This is a genomic window from Streptomyces sp. NPDC031497, from assembly GCF_055580905.1.
The window spans coordinates 19,395-43,339 of the sequence record NZ_JBVIKO010000001.1; the positions used below are offsets into that span (position 1 = coordinate 19,395).

Genomic DNA, 23,945 nt, shown 5'->3' on the forward strand with positions numbered 1-23,945 from the left:
GCCCCTTGGAATCGATCATCTAGGGAACCGGTAGGCCCTCTACCGGCGGACCGCCGAGTTCAGTCCGCCGGGCTGCTCCTCGCGCCGCGGCGGGGTGCTGATCGGGCGGCCGTAGGCGGCAGCGCGCTCGCGCAGGGTGTGGCTGTCGGCCTCCCAGCCGTGCCCGGCCAGCCAGCCCACCGGGTCGTCGGGCATCTCCGAGATCCACATGGACGCCGCCGATCCCGGCGCGGCGTCCGCGCCGAAGCGCTCGATCACGCCGCGAGAGCCCAACGTCAGCCCCATCCGACTGCCTGCCGCCGACTGCGCGCTGATCCGGGCCAGAAGGAGTTCCACCGCGTCCTCGGGCAGATAGATCAGCAGTCCTTCGGCGATCCACACGGTCGGCACGGCCGGGTCGTGCCCTGCGGCGGCCAGCGCGCCTGGCCAGTCCTCACGCAGATCCACCGCGACGGTGATCCGCTCGCAGCGTGCGACGGCCCGCTCCTGGCGCAGCACCGAAGCCTTGAAGTCCAGTGGCGCGGCGGTGTCGACCTCGAACAGCCGGGTGCCCTCGGGCCAGTCCATCCGGAAGGCCCGGCTGTCCATGCCGGCGCCGAGCAGCACAACCTGCCGGACCCCGGACGCGGAGGCTTGCTTCAGCAGGTCGTCGAGGAACTTCGTCCTGATGACGATGGAGAACGCCACGCCCAGCCAGCGGCGTCGCGCGGCCTCGTCATCGGGCAGCGGCGGCGAGGAGGGCCACAAGCCGCCGGCGGTGGCGAAGGCCTGTGCCAGTGGGTCGCGGAACAGCGCGTTCTCCCGCGCGGTCTCCAGCGCCCGCACCCTGGCCACCCCCACCGCCGTGGCCCACACTCCCGACGGCTGCACCCGCTCCTGCTCATCAGTCACCGCGCCAGCCTAGGTGATCGACTCCAAGGGGCCTGATGAGTGGAGCCAGGTTCATGCGCGGCCGGCCAGTCATGCGCGCACTGACCGCCCACGACCACCAAAACCGCCATCGGCGAAGATCAAAGTCACCCTGTGTACGCGACCACACGAAGTGGACCAGAGCCCCTGCTCACGCTCATTGCCAACTGCGGGAAGAGGTCGGAGCGCGAGACGCTCCGGCCCCTTCGTCGTCTGCGCGACGCCGTCGGCTGCTAGTCCCCGGTGAGCTTGAAGGTGAACTGGTTGCGGCCGTCTCGCGAGTAGTCCAGGTTCTCGGGGACATTCGAGGCGTCGGCGACGTCGATCGACTTGGTGTCTGAGTTCCAGACGAAGTAGATGGCGCCCACAGCAACGTAGACGCCGGAGTGCTCGTCGCGGACGTAGATGGCGGTGGTGACCGGCGGGCCGTCCTCGGGCATGACGCCGACGAGCCCGTACTCCGGGTCGCCGGAGCGGACGATGGTGTCGCCGACGTCGTAGGAAGCGGCCTTGAGGCTGTACCGTCCGGCCTGGGCGCCGGTGAGGTCCTGGAGCCGGACCGCGATGGGCAGCGTGGTGCTCTCGACGACCTTGAACCGGGTCAGCCCGCCGATGTCGGAGATGTCCGGCTGGTCGAGATCCCATTCCCGGTACTTGCCGCTCTGGTTACTGTGCTGCCAGGCCAGGACCTTGGCTTTCCGGCCGACCTTGACGGACTTGAACTTGTCGTTGAGTCCGCCCGGGTACAGGTTCTCGTCGGTTCCGACTGCGTAGGTGTGGGCGTCGCCCGTGTAGTTGGGCTGGGTGTAGAAGGTGACTTCTTGCTCGCTCATGTGCCCCTCTGGTGAGGATCGCATAATCACGCGGACAACACAGAGTTACCCTCCGATTACCCTCGGACACTGTGGCGGCTGGTAGTGAAGGAGCAGCACACCGGGTACAGAACGCGCTGGCATACGCCCGCGCTCCGGCCGGGCCGCCCCTGTGGCGGCGCCCCCTTCGGCTGAGAAGGGCGCCGAACGGGGCGGAGGCGTGAGGTGCCGGCTCGTGGCCGCCCGCACCCGAGCAGTGCACAAGCCGCTGCGGTCCGCCGCCAGGCCGTGCCTCCGTACGTCCCGGCCTCCCCCGTTCGGCCGCACGGTGAACATGGCCAGCTTGCCGTCAAGTCTCAGCCGTGATGGCCGGCTTCGCAGGGAGGCGTCGTGATCGTGATAGCCCTGCTCGGCCCGGCGGTGCCGCTTCTCATGCTGTTCGGGCTGCCCGCTCTGGAAGACCACCTCTTCCCGCCGGCACCGCCTCTGCCAGAACAGGCGAACCCGGAACAGGCGCCAGGACCGCTTCCCGACGGCGGCCGAGCACCTCGCCGAGCGGGGCGCCGCCGACCGCGCCGGCCGGGTGGGCGTCGGCGACGCCGAGTTCGTCCTCGATCTCACGGTCCCGTCGTCCAGGGTGATCACCGCCCGGCCGCCGAAGGCCCGCCGGTCCGGGTCCGGGTCGTGGTAGCGGTGCGTCCACTCCAGGTCCTCGACCGTGGTGACCTTCCGCCACAGCGCGACGGCGAAGACGTACGGCACCGAGTGGTCGAGGGTCTCCCGGCTGGCGGCGGGATCGTACTTCTGGGGATCGTTCGCACCGGAACCGATGACGTGGTGGGTGAGGCGCTGGTGTGCAGCACCACCGGGCGCACCGTCTCCAGCGGGCCGGTCTTCTCGCGCAGCCGCCGGGCCAGGTCGATGATCGCCTGAGCCTGGTACTCGGCCGAGTGCTCCTCGGTGTACAAGTGCCCGCTTGACCGCAAGGATCGCCGGGCACCTCCAAGCCAGTCGACCGGGCGGGCTGCCCCGTCCCGTTCCGCTTCATCCGGTGAAGCGGTTCCAGCGTGCGATGTCCATCGGAAGGGTCAGCGGGCGGTGCTGGTCGGTGTCGGTGTCGGACAGCCGGGGTTCGTCGGTCGGAGAGGTGTCGCTGGTGTAGCGGGGGGAGCTGGCGCTCCACATGGTGACGCCGGCGATGAGGTGGCCGAGGGCTTCGAGGTAGGTGCGCAGTTGGGGGCTGGCGTTGGCGTGGAGGGTGTCGCGAAGCTTGAGGAAGGTGTCCAGGGTGCGGTTGCGCAGGGCGTTGGCCGTGTCGACGGCTTCCTGGAGGGTGAGGTGGGGGTCCTCGTTCTGCAGGACACGGATGAGGCTGCAGTCGTATTCGCCGCGTTCCGTCTCCTTGTGGCGGGAGAGGAGTTCGTTGTCGAGCAGGGCGATGGTCAGGGCGGTCCTGGCGGCGGCGCATACGGCGGGCGAGCCGATCTCGTGGGCGGGGATGTCGACGCCCGTGGAAATTTCGACCATGGCGGCCACGGCGTCGCCGGCGCCGTGGGCGTAGCGGAAGGCGAGGTAGTCGTCGAGGGACGGCAGGGTCGCGGTCCGTTGGAGGGAGGCTTCGTGGACCATGCCCAGTGCGTAGCCGCGGAATCCGTCGACGGCCCGTCGCAGGGCTGAGGGCTGGGCGATGGTGTGCAGGTCCTGGGCGATGTCGGCCCAGGCGCGGACCCAGACGTCGTCGCCGGGTGTGACAGCGTCGGGTGTCTCCATGACCTGGACGAGGCGGGCGGCGCGGCGGATGAGCTGGTGAAGGCTGTCCTCGGAGGCACCGGCGCGGTCGCCTTCGTCGTCCAGGGCGAAGCCCCAGGCCATGTAGCGGGCCATGGCACGGGCGCTGAGGCCGGTGGCGGAGGGGATGGTGGCGGCGGTGCCGTAGGCGCCGACGGTACCCATCAGGGCTGCTTGCTGGGCGTCGGGGCACACCCCGGTCTGCTGAAGCCAGCGGCCGATCTCCCCGGCCATTGCCTGGGTGTCGGCGTTGGCGAGGGGGGCGATCGGGGCCCAGAAGGTAGGCAGCTCGAATACGGCAGCGGGGGCGGGGGCAGTCATGGGCGCGCTCCTGGGGTGCGGGTTTCAGTGGGTCCGGTCGGCGGCGAGGCGTGCCAGGCAGGTGAGGTCGGCTTCGGCCGCCGCATCGGGGTCGGCCGCGCGCAGGTGTTCCAGAGCCTGACCGAGGTGGTCGCGGCTCTGGCCGACAGCCCAGTCGCGTCCGCCGGCGGCCTCGACGAGGTGGGCGGCCCGTTCGAGTTCGTCGGAGCCCAGCGGGCGGAAAGTGGCGTACAGGGCGCCGAGTTCGCGGGCGGGTTCGTTGTCTGCGGACAGCGCGGCCGTAACCGGCAGGCTCTTCTTGCGGGCTTGCAGGTCGGCCAGGCGTGGCTTGCCCGTCACCGCCGGATCGCCCCAGATGCCGAGGATGTCGTCCGCGAGCTGGAAGCACTGGCCCAGGTGCGTGCCGAAATCACGCAGATGGGCGGTGCGCTGCGCGTCGGCGCCGCCCGCCAGGGCCCCCAGGGCGCAGGAGACGGCGATCAGTGAGCCGGTCTTCGCCGCGGACATCACGGCGGCCTCGCTCGGGCTGACCGGATCGGGGCGCTGTTCGAGGGTTGTGTCGGCGTACTCGCCGTCAATCAGATCCTGCACGGCTGCTGTCAGCCATTGCAGGCCGGTGCCGCACAGTGGCGGGGGCGCCTGTGCCATGGTCTGCACGGCGAGGAAGAACAACGCATCGCCGGCCAGAATGGCCGCCGGCGTGCCGAACAGGGCCTGGATGGTGGGTCGGTGACGCCGCAGCTGGTCATCATCGATGACGTCGTCGTGCAGCAGGGAGGCGTTGTGGACCAGTTCGGCCGCAACCGCAGCGGGCAGCGCCTGGGCCGGTGGCCCGCCGACGGCCCGGCACGCCAGGAGGACCAGCGCAGGGCGCAGGGCCTTGCCCGGCACGGCGGCCGGGCGCCCCTCGGCGTCGGTCCAGCCGAGATGATAGTCCGTCAGGCGACGTATCGGTGGCGCCAGGTGCCGGGCGGCCTGGCGCAGGGCTGGGTCGACCGCGCGCGCGGCACCGGTCAGGATCTGGCCTGCGGATCCGGCCCGGGGCACTGCTATCGGTTGCGATGCCATGCTGGCTCCTCGTCTGTGCGGCTGTGGTGGGCTGTGACGGCGCGCGTGCGGGGCGGCCCGGTGCGGGGCGCGGCAGGGTGGGTCCGGACGTGGTTCGCTGCGCTGTTGGGCGCCGCGACCGCCGCTGTCGGATGAGCGGATGCGGGACAGGTATGCGCGCGGGCCTGTTACGGCCGGTGGGGCCCCGGGCCGTGGTCGTCGTGGCCCGGGGACGGGCGCGGGTGGGCGACGACTACGACGCGGTCGGGCGTCAGCACGGCCTTGGCGACCGGCCGAGGGTCGGGCCCAGGCCCAGGAGTCAAGCGCCATCGGGTACTGATGGCCACGAGGGCGATCATCTCTTCGGTGAGGCTGAAGACGTCACCGATGCACTTGCGTGCGCCGCCACCGAATGGGAACAGGCCACGCTGACCAGCGTTGTCGCACGCAGCCGGCACTGCCGCCACCGTCCGGAGATCTCGCCGACCATAGGAGACCTGCCCCACCTCCGAGTAGCCAGACCGGGGAGCCGACGCCCCCGGTCTCGACCAGCTGAGATCTCCACGATCACGCCGGAGAACACCGCTGCATAGATCAGAACCGGGAACAGCACTACTACGGGCGAACGATCAGGCAGCAGTTCGTATCATTGCTTTGTCCCGCGGGTCGGACAGGGGCCACCGTCAAATAGACAGGGACACCGGAAATCATGCTGGTACGGGTGATATTCCAGCGTGATCTCGACCGTCAGTTCGCGGCGCGCGTCCGGCGTGCATCTACCCCACGGAAGTACGACAGGGATTAGGGCGTTGCGGCACGGGTCGGCCAACAGTCGCCGACCAGCTGAGACCGCACCGGAGCACACTCGCGCCCCACCAGATCACGTGCGTCCTCGGACAAACGCTCAGGCGCTTGGGTCGAAGCGGTCGGTCTTGCCCAACGATCCAGTGGTCGGCAGGACTCTTCCGCTCAGCGGCGGACGGTGTCGCTGCTGCGCGTCTCGGTCAGGGCGAGGCGGGCCGTGATGCGTTTGCCGACCGGCTCCTGTTCGGTGATGAGGTCCTGGGTGACGGCTTTGACGATCTCCAGGCCGTGCTGTCCGATCCTGTCGGGATCGGCGGCCCGGGCAGCGGGCACGGTGGGGTCGCTGTCCCACACGACGACGTCCACAGTATGGGCGGTGATGCGCAGTTCCATCAGGACGGGGCCGGGGGCGTATTTGAGGGCGTTGGTGACCAGCTCACTGACCACCAGCTGCGTGAGGTCTCTCGCGCGAGTGGGCACGGGCAGGCGGTGATCGGCGTGGGCCTGGTCGAGGAAGGCGACAGCGTGGTGGCGGGCGTCGGCTATGCAGCCGTCGCCTCCGTCCAAGGCGTAGCCGGCTCGCATCAGGTACTGATCTCCGGTGGAGCCGACACCGTCGGCATGGGATCCCACGTATCTCGCCCTCACTCCCCCGCTGACAGGGGCAAGTACCCGCTGCAGCGTCATACATGTCACCGGAGGTGTTGTCCGGCAGGGCTGCCTGGGCGCATGCCGCCGCGGCGGTGGCGCAGGATCGTCCGGACATGCCCTGAGTGGGCAAGCCTAGGCGCAGCCGAGGAGACGTGAGCGACATCCACGAGGAAGACCGGCCAGGCCGGCTCTCCATCCAGCACGCGGTGGCCGACGGCGTCATGCCTCGGCCGAATGTCCGCCTGGACCACGGTATGCACCACGACCGAGGAACGTCTGACCATGCGCCGCCCCTCCCGGCAGCCCGCCGCCACTGCAAGATGAGGGCCGGGACCAGCCGTTGGGAGACGGGGTTGCCGTGCTCGGTGCATGCGGTCAAGGAAGCCGGCGGCCATGTGGCGGGCTTCAACGATGCAGGGACCCACCTCATGGGCCACCCTAGGGTCTGTCAGGTAGGCCACACACGGGCATCGCCTCTACGATGCCGGGCACTGTTACGACAAATTGCCAGGCCGTACCTGTTGTCGAGGATGCTGAGGAAGCTGTGGTGGAGACCGAGAACGCGCACGGGCCCGAACTGGTGAAGGTCGTGTCCACCGCCACCGAAGGCATCACCGTGGTGACCGTGACCGGCGAGATCGACCACACCAGTGCCGGCCCTCTCGTCCAGGCTCTGGACCTTGGCAAAACCGGCGACCGGCCCCGCGTGGTCGTCGACATGCGGCAGGTGACGTTCATGGACTCCAGCGGCATAAACGTCCTGCTCACCGCCCACCGAGACCTCACCGCCGCGGACGGCTGGCTGCGTCTGGCCGGCGTACCGGACTCCGTGCTGCGCACCCTGCAGATCGTCGGCGTCGACGCCGTCATCCCCTGCTGCACCAGCCTCCGCGAAGCCCTCACGGTCTGAGCCAGCCGCTCGGCCCTGCGCCGGAGTCGCAGGGCCGACGACTGATCTGGTACGGCGGAGGTGCGATCCTTTCCCGGGATGGACCAGCCCGCTCCAGGCAGGCAAGAGGTGACCGCAGAACTACCCTCCGCCGCATGAGGACGACCCAGAGGGCCTCTCTACCCAGCCGTCCATCTCGGCCCAGTAGGCACAACGGCGAGCGGCACCCGGCAATGGTGAGTCATGAGGAGCAGGTGGCGCGGCTGGAAGAGGAAGTCGCCCAGCCTCGCCAGGCCGTCTCCTCGGACGCCACCACCGACCAGGCGGACGTCATCACCTGGGCACAGAGCCACAAGCCGATGCCTGTGCCCATCCAGGAAGCGCTGGAACAGGCCCCGCGAGACCTTCCACGCGCTGACACCGCTTGGAGCTGATCTCGCAGGCAGGACAGAGCCGGGCGGCAGTGGCCGCAGTCCCCACGCGCACGCGGCGACGCGCTCGTCGCTGCCGTGTCGCCGCGCAGGCTCGGCCGATGGTGTGATGCCGTGGCCAGCTCCGTTGTCATGGGCCGTGATCGCACGTTGTGCTCGATGGTCGTCTCGGCGCCGGCGGGATGCGACGGCTGGAACAGGCGGAAAAAAGTGGTCAGGGCGGCGCGGTCGGTCACCTGATAGGGGTGAGTATGAGCGGTGGGGACAGAACGGTCTGGACTCCGGTGGCGGGATACGACGGCTGCCGGGTGCTGTGTGACCAGCTGACTGAGGCAATTGATGCCATCTGCTGGCAGGCGGGGTTGGTGAGGCTGGCCCAAGCACTCAATCCCGTGAGTGAGAGGGCCGATGGAACAGTCCTTGAACCCACTGAATCATCAGGGAAGCACAGGTGCGGATCATCCGGCCCGCCTGTCACCCCGCGCACGATGTGACCGCTGGCAGCGGCCCGTTCGCAGATCGGGAGCGGTGGTCGACTCAGTCACCGCGAGGTCTCCCTCGACACGACGTGCCGGTGCGATGTCGGTGTGCCGCCCCAGAACGATCCAGGCTGGTCTTCGAGCCTCCGCGCCTCGCGTGGAAAGGCAACTCACCCGCTGTCGGTGAACTGAAGCTCGGAGGGCAAGAAGCTCAGGCATCTCGCGCATCGGAATGGCCGACCTTGGCGTATGGCGGGCGAAAGGCGCGGACGGCCTCGCCCCCCCCTCAGCCGGCCGGAGGCGCGCAGGAGTCGCTCCAGGGTCGCCTCAGACACACCCGACGCAGGACCGGTGCCGGCAAGCTGAGGGAGACACCGAAGGCGGCCACGAGGTGGTGAGGCGCGCGGGCGCCGAAGGACACCGCCCGCAGACACGGCGCGCCGACCGCGGGCTCGGCCCATGCCTGCCATCCGGCCGGGCCGATGCGCGGGTTCCTCCTTCGTCCGGGGGCGGTGTGGTTCGTACACATGGCTGCCGGACGTATGCGTAGGGCCCGGCCATCATGGCCGGGCCCTACGCATGAGACGCGTCGACTGAGGTCACCATCGATACCAGCGGCCGCGGCCGCCGCCGGCGGAGGTGGAACGCATTACAAAGCCCAGCAGCCACAGCACCAGCACGGCCAGGGCCACCCACCACAGGATCTTGACGGCGAAACCCGCACCGAAAAGGATGACCGCGAGAAGAAGAACAAGAAGCAGGGGAACCATGGTTATCAACCTCCTGCGGCTCCCTGTGCCCTGCACATGCGCCTCCAATCCCAGGAGTCACCTTGTTTGTGTAGGGAAAGCCGGGGCACGAGCGGCTTTACCGCGACAGCGGCACCAGAGCTACGAGGAGGCGCATTCCATGACTGCCGGCGAGAAGGCCAAGGCGAAGACCGAGCAGGCCGAAGGCAAGGCCAAGGCGACCCTGGGCAGCGCTCTCGGTAATGACCGCATGGCCGCCGAGGGCCAGGCGCAGAAGAGCGTCGGCGACGCCCGTGAGGCGAAGGAGAAAGCCAAGGACGCCTTCAAGCACTGACGCCCCGAACTCGTCGAGGGTCTTCCCGGAAAACATCCGGGAAGGCCCTCGCTTTATCGCGGAACGGGCCCGGAGTCAGGGCTGGGTGGCGGAGTGGCTGTCGGGATGGAGCGGGAAGATCTGGTCCAGTCCGACGATGCGCAGGACGCGCAGGGTAGGGGCGGGGACTGCGGCGAGTGCGATCTCGGCCTGGGCGGCGTGGGCGTGGTTGTGGGCGACGATCAAGGCGGTGAGGCCGCTGGAGTCGCAGAAGTCCAAGCCGGCGAGGTCCACGACGAGGCGCTGGCCCGGCTGGAGCAGGATGGTGGTGAGCAGGTCGCGCAGTTCAGGCGCGGTGGTGTGGTCGAGTTCGCCGGAGATCTGCAGTACGGGACCGGTGTCGGCGTCTCGGGTGGTGATCCTAATCGGGCTCATCGTGGTTTCGTCGTCTGGGAATGAGGGGCGCCGGCACCGAGGGCGAGCAGGGCGGTGTCGTCGTCGAGGCCGTCCCCGAAGCAGTGCAGCAGGCCGGTCAGGGCCTGAATCAGGGCGTGTGGCGGTAGGCCGGCGTGATCGGCGGCGAAGGCAAGCAGGGCCTCGTCCCCGAACAGGGTGGTGCGGTCCTCGCCGGTACGGGCCTCGGTAATACCGTCGGTATAGAGCAGCAGCGTGTCGCCGGGGGCGAGCACGGCGGTGGCCGTGGCGAAGCGCGCGGAGGGCAGGATCCCGACCAGCAGCCCGCCCGGAGTGGGCAGGAAGTCGGCCGTGCCGTCCGCCCGAATCACGAGGACCGGCGGGTGCCCGCCCGAGGCAAGTCGTACCGTGACGTTCCCCGTTGCAGGGTCGGGTTCGAGGGTTCCGAAAACGGCGGTGCAGTAGCGCGGGTCGCCACTGCCTGCGTAACGCTCGTGAAGTGCTGTGTTGAGGGTCGTCAGGGCGGCGACGGGATCGGGGTCGTGCAGGGCGGCGGCGCGCAGGGTGTAACGGGTCAATGAGGTGAGCGCTGCGGCCTGGGGGCCTTTGCCGCAGACGTCGCCGAGGAAGAAGGCGAAGCGTTTGCCGTCGAGGGGGAAGACGTCGTAGAAGTCGCCGCCGAGCCGGTCGGGATGGGCGGTGTGGTAGTAGGCGGCCGTCTCCATCCCGGTGACCGGCGGAAGTGTGTCGGGCAGCAGTGACTGCTGGAGCGCGGCCAGGGCGTCCTGCAGCCGGGCGCGGTCGGCCTCCGCCTGCTTGCGTGCTTCCTCGGCCGCCTTCCGGCCGCGCAGGAGTTCCTCCTCGTAGGCGCGGCGGTCCCGGGCGTCGAACAATGTGGTGCGGACGAGCAGCGGCTCGCCGCTACTGCCGTGCTTGATCACGGAGGAGACCAGCACCGGCATGCGGCCGCCGTCGGCTTGTTTGATCTCGAGGGCTATGCCGCTGATCTCGCCCTGCATGCGCAGCAGCGGCGCGAAGTGGGTCTCGTGGTACAGCTTGCCGCCCACGGTCAGCAGGTCGGTGAACCGCGTCCGGCCCACCACTGCCTCACGCTGAAGGCCGAGCCAGTCCAGCAGGGTGGTGTTGATCTTCGCGATGGTGCCGTCCATCAGCGTGGACAGGTATCCGCAGGGCGCGGACTCGTACAGGTCTTCGACGCTGTCCTCCAGCAGCGCCGCGAAGGCTGCCTTCTCCGCTACGTCGTCACCGGCGTCGGGCGGATCGGGCTGATGCCCGGTGCTGCACATCATCGCAACCCGGCCAGAAAGGTGCGGATGGCTCCGTTGGTCGCCTCGGGTGCGGACAGATGCGGGCAGTGCCCGGTCGCATCGAGAGTCACCAGGGTCGAGTCGGCAATCGCGTGGTGGACGAAGGCGCCGACTTCCCGGGGGGCGATGACGTCCTGGGTGCATTCCAGTACCAGCGTCGGCACCCGCACGCTCTTCAGGTCGTCCCGGGTATCCGACAAGAAGGTGGTGCGGGCAAAGACGCGCGCCATGTCCGGGTCGGTGGCGCAGAAGCTGTTCGTCAGCTCCTCCCCCAGCTCGGGCCGCTCCGCATTGCCCATGATCACGGGTGCCATCGCCGCCGACCAACCCAGATAATTCGACTCGAGCGAGGCCAGCAGCTCGTCGATGTCTTCGGCGCTGAACCCGCCCCGGTAGCCGTCGTCATCGGTGTACCGCGGCGACGGAGCGACCATCACCATGGCCCCGATCCGTTCCGGCGCCATGTCCGCGGCCAGTACCCCGATCATCGCGCTGACCGAGTGCCCCACGAACACCGCATCGTGCAGGTCGTACGCTTCGCACACCTCCACCACGTCCTGGGCATACCCGTGCAGCGAGGCGTACCGGTCCTCCGAGAAGGCGGCCGGATCCGCGCGTCCGGCACCCACGTAGTCGAACAGCACCACCCTGTAGTCCTCGGCCAGAGCAGGCACCGTCAGCCGCCACATGTTCTGATCGCAGCCGAAGCCGTGCGCCAGCACCACCGTCCGCCCCTGCGGATTGCCCACGACGCTGACATTGTTCCTGCGGCCGATATCCATCCGGCCAGTCTCGCAGGCCCCGCTCATTGGCAGGTCACGGCAGCGGACTCACTCCCCCGGCCCACACACCGCCTCCACAGACATCACCGGCCAACTCCCCTCGGACCCCCGTATTTCAGAACGGTCGCCCCAGCATGATCGGTGACGCAGCTCATACGACGACCGATCTCCAGGGCGCGCCCCGTCTGCGTGCCAGGCGGACGGCATACGGTGCGCGGAGGGCAGTCGCTTGGCGGATGTCGAGCCTGTCGCCGACAGCGTGGGCCGCCGGCCGACACGAGGTCACGGATCTGCGGCCTGCGGTCTTGGGGTGGCTGGTCTCCTTGCGTGCACAGGCGCGACGTTGCCGCCATGCACGCGATCTTCGAAAGGACAGTGCACGTCCCCCCGGCACGAGCAGGTCTTGATGATCACAGTCAGTGGCGAGGTGGACTACGTAGACGCCGAGGAGTCCGCGGCGGCACGGGACGTGACCGACCCGGCCGGCTGCCCACCACGGCTGCGGACCCGTCGGTGGGTCGTCTTCGCCGACAGCACGCTCCTCAACGCCCTCCTCGTTGCCACGCACCGTCATGCGGCCGCTGGCCGGGACCTCCTTCTTCTCGGCCCCTTGCAGCCGGCCGTCACCGCGCCCTCTCACCGTCAACGGCACGCTCGACCGGTTCACGATCGCCGGCACCGGGCCGCGACCCTCACCACCGGTCAAGCGAAGACGCTCAGCTCATCGTCGGTGAACTGGTCACCAACGCAGTGCGACACGCCCCCGGCCCCGGCGCACTGCTGCTCGAACTGACTCCTGACGCCGCCCTGCTGCGCATCAGCGTGAGGGACAATTCCCCTCACTTTTCCGAACTGCGGGCAAACGACGCCGGCCGCGTCGGCGGACACGGCCCGCACCCGTGAGAGGCCGAGCCCACCGGCGGCCAACCGCGTACCCGCGCTCAGCGCTCCCGTTCAGTGACCGGCGAGCATGCCTTCCCGCAGCCGGGACAGGCAGCGCGAGAGCAGTCGGGAGACGTGCATCTGGGAGACTCCGAGGTGTTCACCGATCTGGGCCTGCGTGAGTTCCTCCACGAACCGCATGTGGATGATCTGCCGGTCGCGCTCGTCGAGTTCGGCGATCAGCGGGGCCAGCGCGTGGAAGTCCTCCACCAACTGCAAGGCGGTGTCCTCGGTGCCGATGAAATCCTGCAGCGCGGCTTCACCGTCTTCGCTTCCGTTGAGCGTGGCGTCCAGGGAGGAGGAGTTGTAGCCGTTGGCGGCCAGACGGGCCTCGCGGACCTCGTCCTCGGGCAGACTCATCAGCTCCGACAGCTCCTTGACCGTCGGGGTACGGCCCAGACGGCTGCGCAGCTCCTCCGTTGCCCGCGCGAGCTGGACGCGGGCCTCCTGCAGGCGGCGCGGGACGTGCACGGCCCAGGTGGTGTCGCGGAAGAAGCGCTTGATCTCACCCACGATGTAGGGGATGGCGAAGGAGGTGAACTCCGCCTCGCGCGACAGGTCGAACCGGTCGATGGCCTTGATCAGGCCGATCATGCCGACCTGGACGATGTCCTCCATCTCCTCCGGCCCCCGGCTGCGGAAGCGGCCGGCCGCGAAGCGGACCAAAGTCATGTTCATCTCGATCAGCGTGTTCCGCGCATAGCTGTAGGCGGGCGTGCCCTCCTCCAGCACCGCCAGCTGGTCGAAGAAGACCTTGGACAGCTGGCGGGCATCCTTCGGCGCCACTTGGGACGGATCGGCAACCTCCGGAAGCTCGAGCGTCTGTGTGTCCGTAGCTGTCGCACTCATAAGCGCCATGACGTGTCCCTCCCACTACCGAAGCCGGCCGTTGCCGTCGGCCCGTGCGGCCGACGCCGAGGCGCGGCTACCCCCTCACCTTGCATCCATGCCTGCGCGCACACGAACACGAACTGGGGCTTCCGGTCCGTCGCAACCCGCTTTGACAAGCGGGCCTACGTCTTTCACGGCACTGTGACCGTGGCCGCGGTCCGACTTCGGCTTCGCTCGTGACCCGCGGGACGGCCCTCAGGGCGATGCCGGCAGGCCGAGGTCGGCGGCGTTCATGAAGTCGAGCATCTTCCGGTTGGTCAGCTCCGCGTGGTCGATCTGCGGGCCGTGGCCGGTCCGGGAGATGATCTCGGCCCGTGCGCCAGCGATCAGCCGGGGCACGCGTTCGACCTGCCGGTCGGGGTGCACCAGGAGGCTGCGCCTGCCGAGCACCAGGTACAACGGCGTGCGTACGGCCCCCAGTTCGGCGTCTGTGAGGGGTTGCGGCACGGGCCGGCGGATGCGGTAGGCGCGGACGCCGGTGCGGATCATGGTGCGCAGTTCCGGGACGACGAGGACGGGTTGTTCCAGCCAGGACGCGAGCCGTGGCCGCAGCGCCTTGGGGGCGAAGGTGGCGAACAGACTGGCGAAGATCCACACGAAGAAGCGCAGTCCCACCTTCTCCAGGCCCCCGGGGTCGAGCAGCGTGACCGAGGCGAGGCGTTCCGGCGCGCGGTACGCCTGGTTGAGGGCGAGCCAGCCGCCGTACGACGAGCCGAGGAGGTGCACACGGTCGAGCCCGAGGCCGGCGAGTGTCTCGTCCAGCCACTGCGCGGCGCGCTCGGGCTCGTGGATGGGCGCGCGGTGCACGCTGCGGCCGGGGTCGCCCGGGGTGTCGATGGCGTAGACGGGCCGTTCGGCGCTGAGGGCGTGAGTGTTCGGGTACCACATGGCGGAGCAGGAGCCGGCTCCGTGGACGAGGACGAGGGGGGTGCGCTCGCGGGCGGCCGGGTCCTCGGGGTCGTAGCGGTAGACGTGCGTGGTCCCGAAGGAGGTCTCCACGTCCTCCTCCCAGGACGCGGGCGCGCCCAGCGCGTAGACCGCGTCGCAGGCCGCGAAGTAGCGCGCACGCCAGGCGTCGCTGACGAAGCGGCCGACATCGGGCTGGGAACGGGCTGTTGTGGGCTCGGGCACGGCCACCTCCTGGGCAGTCAATCTTTATGATACGAACGTACCACAAACGTGGTACGGCTGTATCATCAAAAAGCGGAGACACGATCCGAGGAGCGGAGAGTCGAACCATGCCCAAGCGCGTGGATCACGCAGAGCGGCGCACCGAGATCGCGCAGGGCCTCGTCCGGGCCGCCGGACGACAAGGGCTGCACGCTGTGGGTATGCGGGACGTGGCGGCCGAGGCGGGCGTCTCACTGCGACTGGTGCAGTACTACTTCGAGTCCAAGGAGAAACTGCTCCTCTTCGGACTGCGGCATCTGGCCGAGAGGTTCGGGGAACGAGTGACCGCCCAGGTCCATGCCGCCGGTGACAACCCCGGGCCCCGGGCAGTGATCGAGGCACTGCTGACGGCGGCCCTACCGGTCGACGAGGAGAGTCGCCTGTTCCATCACCTCTACACCTCGTACGCCGTGCTGGCGGTCACCGACGAGGCCCTCGCGGCCCAGCCCTTCATCAAGGATCCCGACACCGCCGAGATCACCCTCGCCGGGCTGCTGCAGCAGGCGGCGGACGCCGGACTGCTCCGGGCCGGCACGGACACCCGTGCCGAAGCAGTCGGCTTGCTGGCCATGTCCGCGGGGCTCGGCACCAGCGTCCTGGTGGGCCAGCGCGACGCCGAGTCCGCCACGGCCGTCCTCCACTACCACCTGGACCGGATCTTCCGGCCCTGAAGCACGGGCGCCACCGCCCCGGGCCAGGACGCCCGCGAGGAATTCTCGCCTTGCCGGCCGAACCACCCTGAGTCTCTGCTACGCCCACGAGACGTTGGCGGCCGATGCCTGTGAAGTGACCTCCGCATCATGTGAGTTGTGAGGCGTCCGGGGGGCCGCGCTTCGCAGACCGTGGTCTTACGGAAGCGGGCACTACCCTTCAACTTGGCAGTCACGCGACCCGTCGGACAGGCCCTAGCCGTATTGATCACGAGCGGCGTTGACGCCGGCCGGGCTTGATCATGGCGAAGACCTCCGGTGTGGTGGAGGTGTCGAGTCTTCACCGAGCGGAGGACTTCGTGTCCCACCGCAATGCCCGGCTGACCGTTCATGGCAGGCGACTGCTGGTCGAGCGTGTCCGCTCCGGCCGTCCCGTCGCCCAGGTCGCCGCAGAGATGGGCATCTCCCGCCCGACAGCCCACAAGTGGATCCGGCGCCGGCAGTGCGAGGGCGGGAGCGGACTCATCGACCGTTCCAGCCGTCCGTGCAGGACACCACACCGGACCGCAGCCGCCACTGAGGCGCATGTCCGCCGGCTGCGGCAGGAGCGCAAGTTCGGCCCGGCACGTATCGGACCGATCCTGGGCCTGCCCGCCTCCACGGTGCACCGCATCCTGGTCCGGCATGGCCTGAACCGCAGTGAGCCTGGCGGGGATACACCAGGAGCTGAGACAACCGCAGACGAAGCAGCGTGAGGCGCCGCAAGAAGCCGCAGGTCACAGCATCGGCGGATGGTGCGAAACGCGAGACCCCACAGCCACCCTACGAGCTGACACGAAAGTGGTCACATATCTCTCAAATAGCTCGAATAGGGCACACGGGTCTGGGAACTCCGTCCAGGGAAAGCCATCCAACGAACGGAGCGCGCCGTGATCATCAAATCAATGCACGACATGGGCATCCGCAGCGAACACGCCTACCTCGCAGGCATGGCATCCATCGGCCTCAGCGTCGCCGCCTGGGCAACCTCGCTCAAAGTCGAACCCGGCGTCGGCCTCGACCGCGCCGACCGGTGGGGGCTCTTCGTCGGCGAATGGGCGCCCACCTTCTTCGGCCTCGGCCTCGCCCTCTCCCACTACGAACAGCAGGACGGCACCCTCAACGCCACCGTCCACGAAATCCGCGAACAGCAGAAGCAGAAGGTCGGCTGACGACACGCGGCCGCTCTTCCTCGCCAGGAGTGAGCAGTCGCGCCTCCCAGGGTGCAGCAAACACGGGGCGCGGCACAGCCGCGAAGCCTCCCGCGGGGAGGAACCGCAGGCCCTGCCGCTCGCAGCGAACGGCAGGGCCCAAAGGGGTTCCCACCTGTGGGTGGCGGACCCTTTGTGGATTCATCGCGTGCCGGAGTCGCCTCAGCAGAGACACCACCCGAGCCTTGACCGCCGCCGATACCGGCCCCTCCGGGGCTACAGACTTCTGGCGGCAGTTCGCGCGATCGCCGTCCGTCGTTCACTGGTGGTCGCCGCCGGTCTGGCGGAGTTGGTCGGCGTGGTGGGTGATGGTGGCGATGCGGGCTGCGAGGTCGGGGTGGTCGGGCTGGAGGTGTGCGCGGGTGTCGCCCAGTGGGGCGATGAGGTTGGCGGCGTCATTGTCGGCGAGGGCCTCGGCGAGTCGGGCCAGAGGTGTGCGGGCCTGGGCGGGGAGGTCGGCGAGGGCGGCGATCTGGCCGGCGAGTTGACGTAGTTCGGCGGCGTTGGTCCGGGCCCAGGCGGTGATGGTTCGGTCGGCCGCGCGGCGGTTGCGGGTGGCCTGCACGCGCTGTTCGCCGGTGGTGCCGGGGGTTCCGGGGCGTACACGCAGGTAGCGGCGTTCGGCGGCCTGACGGCTGGCGACGCCCAGGGGGTGGGCGAGGTCCGCCCAGCTCGAGCCAGCCGCCCGGGCCGCCTCGATCAGTCCAGGTTCCCATCCCGCGAGTTGGTCGCGCAGTTCACGCAACAAAAGGAGTGCGGCCAGGACCTGGTCCGCACTGGCTTGTCCGTCCTGCGCGTGCGCTTCGACCTGGGGGGTCTGGGCGGTGCGGACGGCTTCGTCGATCGTGTTCAGCGCTGCCGCGGCGGCGAAGAACGAGGTGGGGTCACGGGGCTCGGGGGAAGCGTTCATGGAGATCCTCTCGGGCTGTCACCCTTTGGACGACACTTCACTTGTCATCGTTTGGATGACATGTTACAACGGTGTCAGACGAAGCGCATTGGCAGTTCCTGCCAGACCTGTGGAGGTGTATTCGCGATGTTGATGCGCACCGACCCGTTCCGCGAACTCGACCGGCTCGCCCAGCAGCTGACGGGGGTGACCGGTACCTGGTCCAGGCCCTCGGCGATGCCGATGGATGCCTACCGTGAGGGTGAGGAGTACGTGATCGCCCTCGACCTGCCCGGTGTCGCGAAGGACGCGATCGACATCGATGTCGAGCGGAACATGCTCACCGTCAAGGCCGAGCGCCGCCCGGTCGTGAAGGCCGACGACGTACAGATGGAGCTCTCCGAGCGGCCCCTGGGTGTCTTCTCCCGCCAGCTGGTGCTGGCCGACACCCTGGACACCGAGCGCATCACGGCCGACTACGAAGCGGGGGTGCTGACCCTGCGGATCCCGATCGCCGAGCGCGCCAAGCCCCGCAAGATCGCGATCGGCGGGGAGTCCCAGCGCCAGCAGATCAGCGGCTGAGGAGCCAGTTCCACGACCGCGCCGACGGCGGAGGACGTGCCTCGATCTCCCCCCTCTGGTCCCGTCCTCCGCTCTACGTCCATCGCACAACGACGTGAAGGGGCAGTGGTGTCCATGCGATGGGAAGCATTCCTCGACCACGTGCAGGAACGCGGCGAGTACGCCACACCCCAGGAAGCCGAACGGGCCGCGCGTACCGTTCTGGCGCTGCTGGGCGCGCATCTGGTGGGTGAGGTCCGGGCCGAGCTGGCCGCCCGGCTTCCGGAGACCTTCGCCCTGGTTCTTCTCAACCCGCTGCAGGCCACCGAGCCGCTCCCACCGGAGCGGTTCCTGCGGGCGACCGCGGCGTGGATCGAGGGAGCCACCGAACAGACCGCGGCCTGGGACGTCAGTGCCGTACTGAGTGTGACCGCGGATGCGGCGGGCGAAAAACTCACCCGCCGCATCCTGCTCCAGCTCCCCCCGGGCTACGACCTCCTCTTCGGCCGGCCCGAGCGCGCCTGAGTCCAGGAACGCGTGACCCCCTCATCAGTTCAGCACGGCCGGCCGGCGCTCACCCCCGCCGGCCCTTCCCACAGGCGACAACCCCCTAGCACGAGAAAGGCAACCACTCCCGATGCTTTCGCTGCGTGAACCGGCGACTGCCGCCCGACCCGGCATGACGTTCCAGCAGATGCTGGAAAGGATCCGGTACGAAGGCGCGTATCCGACCCGTGAGCGGGCGGAGGACGTCACGCGCGCCGTCCTGGGGGCCCTGGGCCGTCAGCTCTCCGGCGACGAACGCGTCGACCTCGCCGCTTGCCTCCCCTCCGAGGCCGCCCTCGTGTTCACCAGCCAGATCCCCGACCTTCAACCGCTCACCGGCTGGGGCTTCGTCAAGGACCTGGCCACCCGCACGGGTGCCACCCCCGCGGTCGCGCGCTGGGACACCGGAGCTGTCCTCGCCGTCGTCGGCCGCCTGGCGGGACCCGGCCTCCTGGACCGCGTCCTCACCCAGCTCCCGTCCGGATACGCGCTCCTGTTCGGCCGCGCCGAACTCACCCAGGCCGCCTGACCGCTTGCGGGCTGGGAACAGGCGGGACGGCAACCGTGGCTGAGGACGCGGCTTGAAGGTGAGAGGGCTCTGGCGATGACATCGTCGGAGCCCTGTCTTCGGGCTGCTGGTGCCCAGTCGGGCAGGCCGCCATTGTGCCGGCGGCCGTATGAAGCGAACCAGGCCGCGCTCACCGGCGCGGTGTTCTGCCGGCAGGGTGTAGGTGAGCAGGCCGCAGGCGGCGGCGCCACCGTCGCGGACCGGGAGTGTCAGGAGGCAGCGACAAGCAGGACACGTAGCCTCAGCAACGGCCAGTGTTCAAATCACCTACTCAAGTCCACGGGCTGACGGGGACCACGTCGACGGCGCGGCCGTCGGGGCCGAGGAGTCGTCCCCAGGATTTGACGGACCGCAGAACGATCTGCCGGTCGTCGATCTCGATGCCGGGTCTCGCGGCGCGGATGCGGCGCAGCAGCGGCTCCAGTGCCCGCAGGTCGTGCAGTTGCGCGGTGACGAACAGGTTGGCCGCCCCGGCCACGGCGGCACATACCCGGGTCTCCGGCCAGCGGCCGATGTCCCGGCCGGCCTCGTAGAGCAGTTCGTCGGGCACCCGCAAGGAGAGCGCGACGTACAGGTGCCAGCCGCCTGCGAACCGGATGAAGTCGGTGCGGAAGGTGAGCATTCCGGTGCGGGTGAGATGGTCGAGTCGGCGCTTGACCGTGGACTCGGAGCGGCCCAGACGCTGAGCGAGGTCACGCAGGCTCATCCGGCCGTCGACCTGGAGCGCCTGGTAGAGGGCTTTGTCGAAGGCGTCCGGTTCCCGGACGGCCGCCTGGCTGTGGTGCTCGGGATTGCCCGCGGACAGTTCGTGCGCCGCGTTCGGGCCGATCGCGCCGAGCCGCCAGTGGGCGCCGCTGAACAGCTCCATGACCGGCCGTGCCCGGGTGCTGTGGACGCCTGGTGTGGGGGCGAGGTCGTCGACGAGAAGCGCGGACAGGTTCGCGATGTCCTGGGCGACGACGAGCGCGAACAGGTCCCATGTCCCCGAGGTCAGATGGATGCTCGCCACTCGCGGGTTCTCCGCCAGTGTCCGGGCCACCTCGGTGACCTGCCCGGGTGCGCACGTCACATCGACCACGGCACCGGCGAGCGGCATGGCCGGTCCGGGGGCGGAGGAGACCCAGGCGGCCCCGCTGCGGGTCAGCCTGCGCCAACGACGTCCGACGGTGGCCGAGGACAGGTCCAGGGTGGCGCCGAGTTGTTCGAAGCTCGCACGGGGGTTGATGTGCAGGGCGTCGATGAGGGCGACGTCGTCCTCGTCGATGCCCTGTCGTTCCGCGGCCGTCACGAGGCCATTGTGGTGGACGGCCGTCACCTCGTCGCGGGCAGCAGATGCCGGGCGATGAGGTCGGCGCAGACCAGGTCGGGGCAGGAACGGCCCCAGAACCAGGGCGTCGGGGTGTGCGCCGGGTTGGGAATCTGATGGCCGCCCCCGTGGACGGTGAACAGTGTCACCGGTGCGGGGCCCTCAGTGCCGTAGGTGGTGGTTGTCACCGTGGTGACCTCCGTGCCGTCGGCATGGTGAAGCGGTTCGGTGACCGGCGGGCCGGTGAGGCCGTTGCGAGCCGCGTAGTACGCGGCCGTTTCCTCGGCCGAGCGGTGCGGACCGCGGGGAAACAGCCCTCTGACGCTGACCACGCCGCCGCCGTAGGGGGCCAGCGGGTCGGCGGTGCCGTGGAAGAGGAGCACGGGCACCGCCGTGTCGGCCGGTGGCGGGGTCGGGATCCAGTACGTGGCGGGCAGGGTGCTGCTGATGATCGCCGCACCGGCCAGTCGCCGCGGTACTTCCCGCAGCAGCCGCATCACCATCTGGCCGCCGAGGGAGAACCCGATCACATGCACGCGCTCCCGCGCGGTTCCGTATGTGGTGGCCATCGTCTCGACCAGGTCGGTGAAGAACCCGACGTCGTCGATGCCCCGGCGCCGTGCCGGGGTGTCGATGTCGCGGGCGCCGTTCCAGTCCCTGCGGTAGCCGTCCGGATACACCACGACCGCGTCGGCGGCGGCCGTGAAGGTGTCGAACGAGCGGCCGCTGAATCGGCGTACGGACCGGCCGGTCTGGCCGGTGCCGTGGAAGACGACCACCAGAGGCCGGTCCGAGCCCTTGGACCGGTCCGGCCGGTCGGCGCAGACCCGCAGGTAGGTGCGCATGCGCCCGCCGGACTCCAGCGCACCCGGCAACGCGCGCACGGTCACGGCCGTCACCGCCATTCGGGGCGGCTCGACCCGCGCGGGACCAGAGCGGGCTCCGGCCACGCGGGCGGTGTGAGGCCGAACTCGACCTGGGGCGCGGGAAAGTGCAGGGCTCCGAGCGGTGTCTGGGCATCGAACGCTTTCGGCTCGCGCAGGCTGTGCCGTTCGTCGCTGCCGGCCAGTGCCGGGTCGACCAGACCGAGCGTGAGGTACCACATCGCGTTGCGGGTCAGGTTGACCGTCACATGCCAGTCACCGCCGACCGTGGCCCGCTTGACCAGCGCGGCCGTCGCGCCGGCGGCCCCCATGTAGCCGGTGATGAAGTCGTTGATCATCCCGGTGACGGGCAGTTTCGGCTCCTTCGGTGAGCCGACGGCGGCCATCAGACCAGAGGCCGCGGAACCGTTCATGTCGAAGCCGCCGCGGTCGGCCCACGGGCCCTGTGACCCGTAGCAGGTCACCGAGACCTGGACCAGACCGGGACACCGTTCGGCCAGCCGGTCCGGAGCCAGCCCCAGTTTCTCCAGCTTGTCGCCGCGATGGTTGTTGACCACGACGTCCGCGTCGGCCAGCAGCTCGTCCAGCAGTCTCTGCCCCCGGTCGGTGGTCAGATCCAGCAGCGTGCTGCGCGATCCGATGTTGGCCTGGGCGTAGATGAACGCGTGCTCGTAGTCGTTGACCCGGGTCGCGCACAGCACATCAGCACCCTGCTCGGCCAAGGTCCGCCCCACCGTCGGACCGGCGACCGCATGCGTGAAGGACAACACCTTCACCCCCTGCAGCGGGCGCGAGGCGGACCCGAAGTCCTTGACCGGCGCCTCGCCGATCCGCTCCAGCCCGATCACCGGCTGCGCGGCCAGCACCCGGCCCTGGGGGTGCGCCGCCCACTCCTCGGCCGTCCGGGCCACACACAGCGGCAGCCCGACGGCGTTGGCCGCCTCCTCCAGTTCGAACGCGTCCCACCGCGCGAAGGCGGCAGCGACCTTGTCCTTGTCCGGAGGGACGTCCAGGAACCGGCACCACTGGGCCGCCAGATGCGGGTACACCCCGGAAGCCATGATCGTCCGGCCGTCCCGGGTCCGGTAGCTGTCCAGCAGGAAAGGATTGTCGAAGACCAGCGCATGCTCCGGGAGTTCACCGTTGAGCGTCGGATGCCAGAACGCGTGCGGAGTGATGTGGTGCACCGCCTGCCGTAGATCCAGGTGCAGGTCCTGCCCCGCTCCGGTCCGAATCCGGTGCAGCGCCGCCGCACCCACAGCGCCGGCCATCATCGGAATGCCGACCGCCGCTCCCAGCCGGATCCGGTCCGCCACGACCGGATCCGCACCGGCGAACGACACCCGGCCCCCCGCGTCAGCGATCGACAGCCCCGTCGGCGCCAGCAACTCCTCCAGCGCCGCCCGTGGGTCGAACTCTCCCGACCCCGAGGTTCCCTCGCGTGCTGCCTCGTCACCCTGATCCACCATGGTGCTTCCCTCCGATGCTCACCCGCCAGGCTCTTCCAGCAGACCTCAAAGGGTCGAGATTGCCGGAAAATGCACATTGCTCACGAAGGAGCGACGGAAAGCACCAATCCACAGGCGAATCGAGCGGCAAACCCTCCATTCTCAGGCGGGCGATGGCCCCCAAAGGCGCCGAGAGCCGGCCCGGGCAACCCTCTGGGCTCTCAGGCCCCGACGACTACGTCGACCTGGTCGGTGTAGAAGGCGACGTGGCCGGCGATGTCCGCGACGGCGTCGTAGGGCGCGGGGTAGAACCACACGGCGTCGGTCCGCGCGCCGTCGGTGAGCGCGAGGCCGTAGTAGGACGCGTCACCCTTGTACGGGCAGTACGTCTGGGTGGTGCTGGGAGTGAGCAGCGACTGGTCGACGTTGTCGAGCGGGATGTACTGGACGGGCGGGTAGCCGGCCTCGCGCAGGGTCAGGGCCCGGGTGGTGTCGGCGATGATCTGTCCGCCGATACGGGCCACGACGCGGGCGCCGGTGGGCTCGACGGTGATCGGGTGGTCGGGGCCGGGGATCTTGGGCTGCCTTGTCGTCGTCATGGTCTTCTCCTTGATTCCTGGTGGCGGGTGCTCTAGCCGGCGATGAGGTCGAACTCGTTGCCCTCGACGTCGGCGAACGTGGTCCACCGGGCGCCGTCGCGCACGACTTCGTGGAGCTTGGTCGCCCCGAGCGTGAGCAGACGTCCGCTCTCGCCCTCGTAGTCACTGGTGATCAGGTCCGGGTGGAACCGGTTCTTGGTGGTCTTGGCCTCGGGGACCCGGTGGAAGGCCAGTCGTGGCCCGCTGCCGGGATCCCCGGCCTCCACCACGGCGTCATGCTCGTCGGCCCCGTCGGCGACCCGGCGGCCAAGGACGGCGGCCCAGAACGCCGCGGCATGTGCGGCGTCGGTGGCGTCGAACGAGGCGCCGAAGAAGGTGATGCTCATGCGCTGTCTCCTGTCGCAATCACTGGCCAGACCAGTCTGTCTAATCGGTCCTTCAACCGTAGATTCCATGCCTAGGGCTGTCAAACAACAGGTAGAACGCCTTATGCAGGCCACCGTTTGACGAGACCGGATCGTAGT

General features: G+C 69.3%; 26 protein-coding genes and 3 pseudogenes. 9 read left to right on the forward strand and 20 right to left on the reverse strand.

Features of this window, described 5'->3' with window-relative positions; translation table 11 throughout:
• Window positions 1-39 precede the first annotated feature (39 nt).
• From ACZ5K7_RS00095 to ACZ5K7_RS00125, 7 genes and pseudogenes are all read right to left on the reverse strand, one after another.
• Window positions 40-855 carry a class I SAM-dependent methyltransferase gene (locus tag ACZ5K7_RS00095; RefSeq protein WP_468909828.1) on the reverse strand — a complete coding sequence of 272 codons (816 nt, stop codon included), beginning with the start codon at window positions 853-855 and terminating at the stop codon, window positions 40-42.
• A gap of 287 nt (window positions 856-1,142) precedes the next feature.
• Complete coding sequence (locus ACZ5K7_RS00100) at window positions 1,143-1,742, reverse strand: beta/gamma crystallin domain-containing protein (RefSeq protein ID WP_351698108.1); 600 nt, start codon at window positions 1,740-1,742, stop codon at window positions 1,143-1,145.
• Between the two features lie 550 nt (window positions 1,743-2,292).
• Window positions 2,293-2,686 (reverse strand): annotated as a pseudogene (locus tag ACZ5K7_RS00105) (MmgE/PrpD family protein); the annotation flags it as partial.
• Window positions 2,687-2,765: 79 nt separating this feature from the next.
• The gene (locus tag ACZ5K7_RS00110; protein WP_468908680.1) at window positions 2,766-3,830 is read right to left on the reverse strand and encodes a terpene synthase family protein; all 1,065 of its coding nucleotides are present in this window, start codon (window positions 3,828-3,830) and stop codon (window positions 2,766-2,768) included.
• Window positions 3,831-3,854: 24 nt separating this feature from the next.
• Window positions 3,855-4,898, reverse strand: coding sequence for a polyprenyl synthetase family protein (locus ACZ5K7_RS00115; RefSeq protein WP_468908682.1), 1,044 nt, complete (start codon window positions 4,896-4,898; stop codon window positions 3,855-3,857).
• Window positions 4,899-5,065: 167 nt separating this feature from the next.
• Window positions 5,066-5,383, reverse strand: coding sequence for a cytochrome P450 (locus ACZ5K7_RS00120; RefSeq protein ID WP_468908685.1), 318 nt, complete (start codon window positions 5,381-5,383; stop codon window positions 5,066-5,068).
• Window positions 5,384-5,846: 463 nt separating this feature from the next.
• Window positions 5,847-6,314 (reverse strand): ATP-binding protein, encoded by a 468-nt coding sequence (locus ACZ5K7_RS00125; RefSeq protein WP_468908688.1) that lies wholly within the window; start codon window positions 6,312-6,314, stop codon window positions 5,847-5,849.
• A gap of 565 nt (window positions 6,315-6,879) precedes the next feature.
• Here ACZ5K7_RS00125 and ACZ5K7_RS00130 point away from each other — a divergent pair.
• Complete coding sequence (locus ACZ5K7_RS00130; protein WP_351698100.1) at window positions 6,880-7,242, forward strand: STAS domain-containing protein; 363 nt, start codon at window positions 6,880-6,882, stop codon at window positions 7,240-7,242.
• Window positions 7,243-7,475: 233 nt separating this feature from the next.
• Entirely contained in the window at window positions 7,476-7,655 is a 180-nt protein-coding gene (locus ACZ5K7_RS00135; protein WP_468908691.1) for a hypothetical protein, read from the forward strand.
• A 775-nt stretch (window positions 7,656-8,430) separates the two neighbouring features.
• Here ACZ5K7_RS00135 and ACZ5K7_RS00140 read toward each other — a convergent pair.
• Window positions 8,431-8,612: pseudogene (locus ACZ5K7_RS00140) on the reverse strand (SPDY domain-containing protein); the annotation flags it as partial.
• Between the two features lie 118 nt (window positions 8,613-8,730).
• The gene (locus ACZ5K7_RS00145) at window positions 8,731-8,901 is read right to left on the reverse strand and encodes a hydrophobic protein (RefSeq protein ID WP_345046227.1); all 171 of its coding nucleotides are present in this window, start codon (window positions 8,899-8,901) and stop codon (window positions 8,731-8,733) included.
• Window positions 8,902-9,040: 139 nt separating this feature from the next.
• Between ACZ5K7_RS00145 and ACZ5K7_RS00150 the strand changes: the two genes are divergently transcribed.
• Window positions 9,041-9,214: a CsbD family protein gene (locus tag ACZ5K7_RS00150; protein WP_468908695.1), complete on the forward strand. Its 174-nt coding sequence runs from the start codon at window positions 9,041-9,043 to the stop codon at window positions 9,212-9,214.
• A gap of 75 nt (window positions 9,215-9,289) precedes the next feature.
• Here the strand turns inward: ACZ5K7_RS00150 and ACZ5K7_RS00155 are convergent, their stop codons facing one another.
• The 5 genes from ACZ5K7_RS00155 to ACZ5K7_RS00175 all read right to left on the reverse strand — a co-directional run bounded on the left by ACZ5K7_RS00155 (window position 9,290) and on the right by ACZ5K7_RS00175 (window position 14,681).
• Window positions 9,290-9,628 (reverse strand): STAS domain-containing protein, encoded by a 339-nt coding sequence (locus ACZ5K7_RS00155; protein ID WP_468908698.1) that lies wholly within the window; start codon window positions 9,626-9,628, stop codon window positions 9,290-9,292.
• Window positions 9,625-10,914 carry a PP2C family protein-serine/threonine phosphatase gene (locus ACZ5K7_RS00160; protein WP_351698176.1) on the reverse strand — a complete coding sequence of 430 codons (1,290 nt, stop codon included), beginning with the start codon at window positions 10,912-10,914 and terminating at the stop codon, window positions 9,625-9,627. Before ACZ5K7_RS00160 ends, ACZ5K7_RS00155 begins: the two co-directional genes overlap by 4 nt.
• Window positions 10,914-11,717 carry an alpha/beta fold hydrolase gene (locus ACZ5K7_RS00165; RefSeq protein WP_351698094.1) on the reverse strand — a complete coding sequence of 268 codons (804 nt, stop codon included), beginning with the start codon at window positions 11,715-11,717 and terminating at the stop codon, window positions 10,914-10,916. Before ACZ5K7_RS00165 ends, ACZ5K7_RS00160 begins: the two co-directional genes overlap by 1 nt.
• 954 nt (window positions 11,718-12,671) lie before the next feature.
• Window positions 12,672-13,517, reverse strand: coding sequence for an RNA polymerase sigma factor SigF (locus ACZ5K7_RS00170; RefSeq protein WP_351698088.1), 846 nt, complete (start codon window positions 13,515-13,517; stop codon window positions 12,672-12,674).
• A 228-nt stretch (window positions 13,518-13,745) separates the two neighbouring features.
• A complete protein-coding gene (locus tag ACZ5K7_RS00175; protein WP_468908702.1) occupies window positions 13,746-14,681 on the reverse strand; it encodes an alpha/beta fold hydrolase in 936 nt (311 codons plus the stop codon).
• A gap of 107 nt (window positions 14,682-14,788) precedes the next feature.
• Between ACZ5K7_RS00175 and ACZ5K7_RS00180 the strand changes: the two genes are divergently transcribed.
• The 3 genes and pseudogenes from ACZ5K7_RS00180 (at window position 14,789) to ACZ5K7_RS00190 (ending at window position 16,581) form a co-directional block, all read left to right on the forward strand.
• The gene (locus ACZ5K7_RS00180; protein ID WP_351698084.1) at window positions 14,789-15,391 is read left to right on the forward strand and encodes a TetR/AcrR family transcriptional regulator; all 603 of its coding nucleotides are present in this window, start codon (window positions 14,789-14,791) and stop codon (window positions 15,389-15,391) included.
• Window positions 15,392-15,729: 338 nt separating this feature from the next.
• A pseudogene (locus ACZ5K7_RS00185) lies at window positions 15,730-16,068 on the forward strand (leucine zipper domain-containing protein); the annotation flags it as partial.
• A 231-nt stretch (window positions 16,069-16,299) separates the two neighbouring features.
• Window positions 16,300-16,581 (forward strand): hypothetical protein, encoded by a 282-nt coding sequence (locus tag ACZ5K7_RS00190; protein WP_351698082.1) that lies wholly within the window; start codon window positions 16,300-16,302, stop codon window positions 16,579-16,581.
• Between the two features lie 298 nt (window positions 16,582-16,879).
• On the opposite strand, the gene ACZ5K7_RS00195 is transcribed toward ACZ5K7_RS00190, so the two are convergent.
• Entirely contained in the window at window positions 16,880-17,530 is a 651-nt protein-coding gene (locus ACZ5K7_RS00195; RefSeq protein WP_468908706.1) for a type III effector protein, read from the reverse strand.
• Window positions 17,531-17,656: 126 nt separating this feature from the next.
• Between ACZ5K7_RS00195 and ACZ5K7_RS00200 the strand changes: the two genes are divergently transcribed.
• The 3 genes from ACZ5K7_RS00200 to ACZ5K7_RS00210 all read left to right on the forward strand — a co-directional run bounded on the left by ACZ5K7_RS00200 (window position 17,657) and on the right by ACZ5K7_RS00210 (window position 19,145).
• Window positions 17,657-18,091: an Hsp20/alpha crystallin family protein gene (locus ACZ5K7_RS00200; protein ID WP_351698078.1), complete on the forward strand. Its 435-nt coding sequence runs from the start codon at window positions 17,657-17,659 to the stop codon at window positions 18,089-18,091.
• Between the two features lie 114 nt (window positions 18,092-18,205).
• Window positions 18,206-18,595 (forward strand): DUF2267 domain-containing protein, encoded by a 390-nt coding sequence (locus tag ACZ5K7_RS00205; protein WP_351698076.1) that lies wholly within the window; start codon window positions 18,206-18,208, stop codon window positions 18,593-18,595.
• 112 nt (window positions 18,596-18,707) lie between these two features.
• A complete protein-coding gene (locus ACZ5K7_RS00210; protein WP_450972085.1) occupies window positions 18,708-19,145 on the forward strand; it encodes a DUF2267 domain-containing protein in 438 nt (145 codons plus the stop codon).
• Between the two features lie 310 nt (window positions 19,146-19,455).
• On the opposite strand, the gene ACZ5K7_RS00215 is transcribed toward ACZ5K7_RS00210, so the two are convergent.
• The 5 genes from ACZ5K7_RS00215 to ACZ5K7_RS00235 form a co-directional block, all read right to left on the reverse strand.
• Complete coding sequence (locus ACZ5K7_RS00215) at window positions 19,456-20,472, reverse strand: Lrp/AsnC family transcriptional regulator (RefSeq protein WP_468908710.1); 1,017 nt, start codon at window positions 20,470-20,472, stop codon at window positions 19,456-19,458.
• A 23-nt stretch (window positions 20,473-20,495) separates the two neighbouring features.
• A complete protein-coding gene (locus ACZ5K7_RS00220; RefSeq protein ID WP_468908713.1) occupies window positions 20,496-21,380 on the reverse strand; it encodes a CE1 family esterase in 885 nt (294 codons plus the stop codon).
• A 5-nt stretch (window positions 21,381-21,385) separates the two neighbouring features.
• The gene (locus tag ACZ5K7_RS00225; RefSeq protein WP_468908716.1) at window positions 21,386-22,843 is read right to left on the reverse strand and encodes a CoA transferase; all 1,458 of its coding nucleotides are present in this window, start codon (window positions 22,841-22,843) and stop codon (window positions 21,386-21,388) included.
• Window positions 22,844-23,043: 200 nt separating this feature from the next.
• On the reverse strand, window positions 23,044-23,421 hold the full coding sequence (locus ACZ5K7_RS00230) for a DUF427 domain-containing protein (RefSeq protein ID WP_351698068.1): 378 nt from the start codon (window positions 23,419-23,421) through the stop codon (window positions 23,044-23,046).
• A 32-nt stretch (window positions 23,422-23,453) separates the two neighbouring features.
• Window positions 23,454-23,807, reverse strand: coding sequence for a VOC family protein (locus tag ACZ5K7_RS00235; RefSeq protein WP_468908718.1), 354 nt, complete (start codon window positions 23,805-23,807; stop codon window positions 23,454-23,456).
• Window positions 23,808-23,945 lie beyond the last annotated feature (138 nt).

What these genes read in the sequence shown, in the direction of transcription:
- ACZ5K7_RS00235 (WP_468908718.1), bottom strand. Translation starts at nt 23,807, where the DNA reads ATGAGCATCACCTTCTTCGGCGCCTCGTTCGACGCCACCGACGCCGCA.
- ACZ5K7_RS00180 (WP_351698084.1), top strand. Translation starts at nt 14,789, where the DNA reads ATGCCCAAGCGCGTGGATCACGCAGAGCGGCGCACCGAGATCGCGCAG.
- ACZ5K7_RS00100 (WP_351698108.1), bottom strand. Translation starts at nt 1,742, where the DNA reads ATGAGCGAGCAAGAAGTCACCTTCTACACCCAGCCCAACTACACGGGC.
- ACZ5K7_RS00110 (WP_468908680.1), bottom strand. Translation starts at nt 3,830, where the DNA reads ATGACTGCCCCCGCCCCCGCTGCCGTATTCGAGCTGCCTACCTTCTGG.
- ACZ5K7_RS00230 (WP_351698068.1), bottom strand. Translation starts at nt 23,421, where the DNA reads ATGACGACGACAAGGCAGCCCAAGATCCCCGGCCCCGACCACCCGATC.
- ACZ5K7_RS00210 (WP_450972085.1), top strand. Translation starts at nt 18,708, where the DNA reads ATGCTTTCGCTGCGTGAACCGGCGACTGCCGCCCGACCCGGCATGACG.
- ACZ5K7_RS00195 (WP_468908706.1), bottom strand. Translation starts at nt 17,530, where the DNA reads ATGAACGCTTCCCCCGAGCCCCGTGACCCCACCTCGTTCTTCGCCGCC.
- ACZ5K7_RS00145 (WP_345046227.1), bottom strand. Translation starts at nt 8,901, where the DNA reads ATGGTTCCCCTGCTTCTTGTTCTTCTTCTCGCGGTCATCCTTTTCGGT.
- ACZ5K7_RS00205 (WP_351698076.1), top strand. Translation starts at nt 18,206, where the DNA reads ATGCGATGGGAAGCATTCCTCGACCACGTGCAGGAACGCGGCGAGTAC.
- ACZ5K7_RS00115 (WP_468908682.1), bottom strand. Translation starts at nt 4,898, where the DNA reads ATGGCATCGCAACCGATAGCAGTGCCCCGGGCCGGATCCGCAGGCCAG.
- ACZ5K7_RS00200 (WP_351698078.1), top strand. Translation starts at nt 17,657, where the DNA reads ATGTTGATGCGCACCGACCCGTTCCGCGAACTCGACCGGCTCGCCCAG.
- ACZ5K7_RS00225 (WP_468908716.1), bottom strand. Translation starts at nt 22,843, where the DNA reads ATGGTGGATCAGGGTGACGAGGCAGCACGCGAGGGAACCTCGGGGTCG.
- ACZ5K7_RS00160 (WP_351698176.1), bottom strand. Translation starts at nt 10,914, where the DNA reads ATGTGCAGCACCGGGCATCAGCCCGATCCGCCCGACGCCGGTGACGAC.
- ACZ5K7_RS00150 (WP_468908695.1), top strand. Translation starts at nt 9,041, where the DNA reads ATGACTGCCGGCGAGAAGGCCAAGGCGAAGACCGAGCAGGCCGAAGGC.
- ACZ5K7_RS00170 (WP_351698088.1), bottom strand. Translation starts at nt 13,517, where the DNA reads ATGGCGCTTATGAGTGCGACAGCTACGGACACACAGACGCTCGAGCTT.
- ACZ5K7_RS00155 (WP_468908698.1), bottom strand. Translation starts at nt 9,628, where the DNA reads ATGAGCCCGATTAGGATCACCACCCGAGACGCCGACACCGGTCCCGTA.
- ACZ5K7_RS00165 (WP_351698094.1), bottom strand. Translation starts at nt 11,717, where the DNA reads ATGGATATCGGCCGCAGGAACAATGTCAGCGTCGTGGGCAATCCGCAG.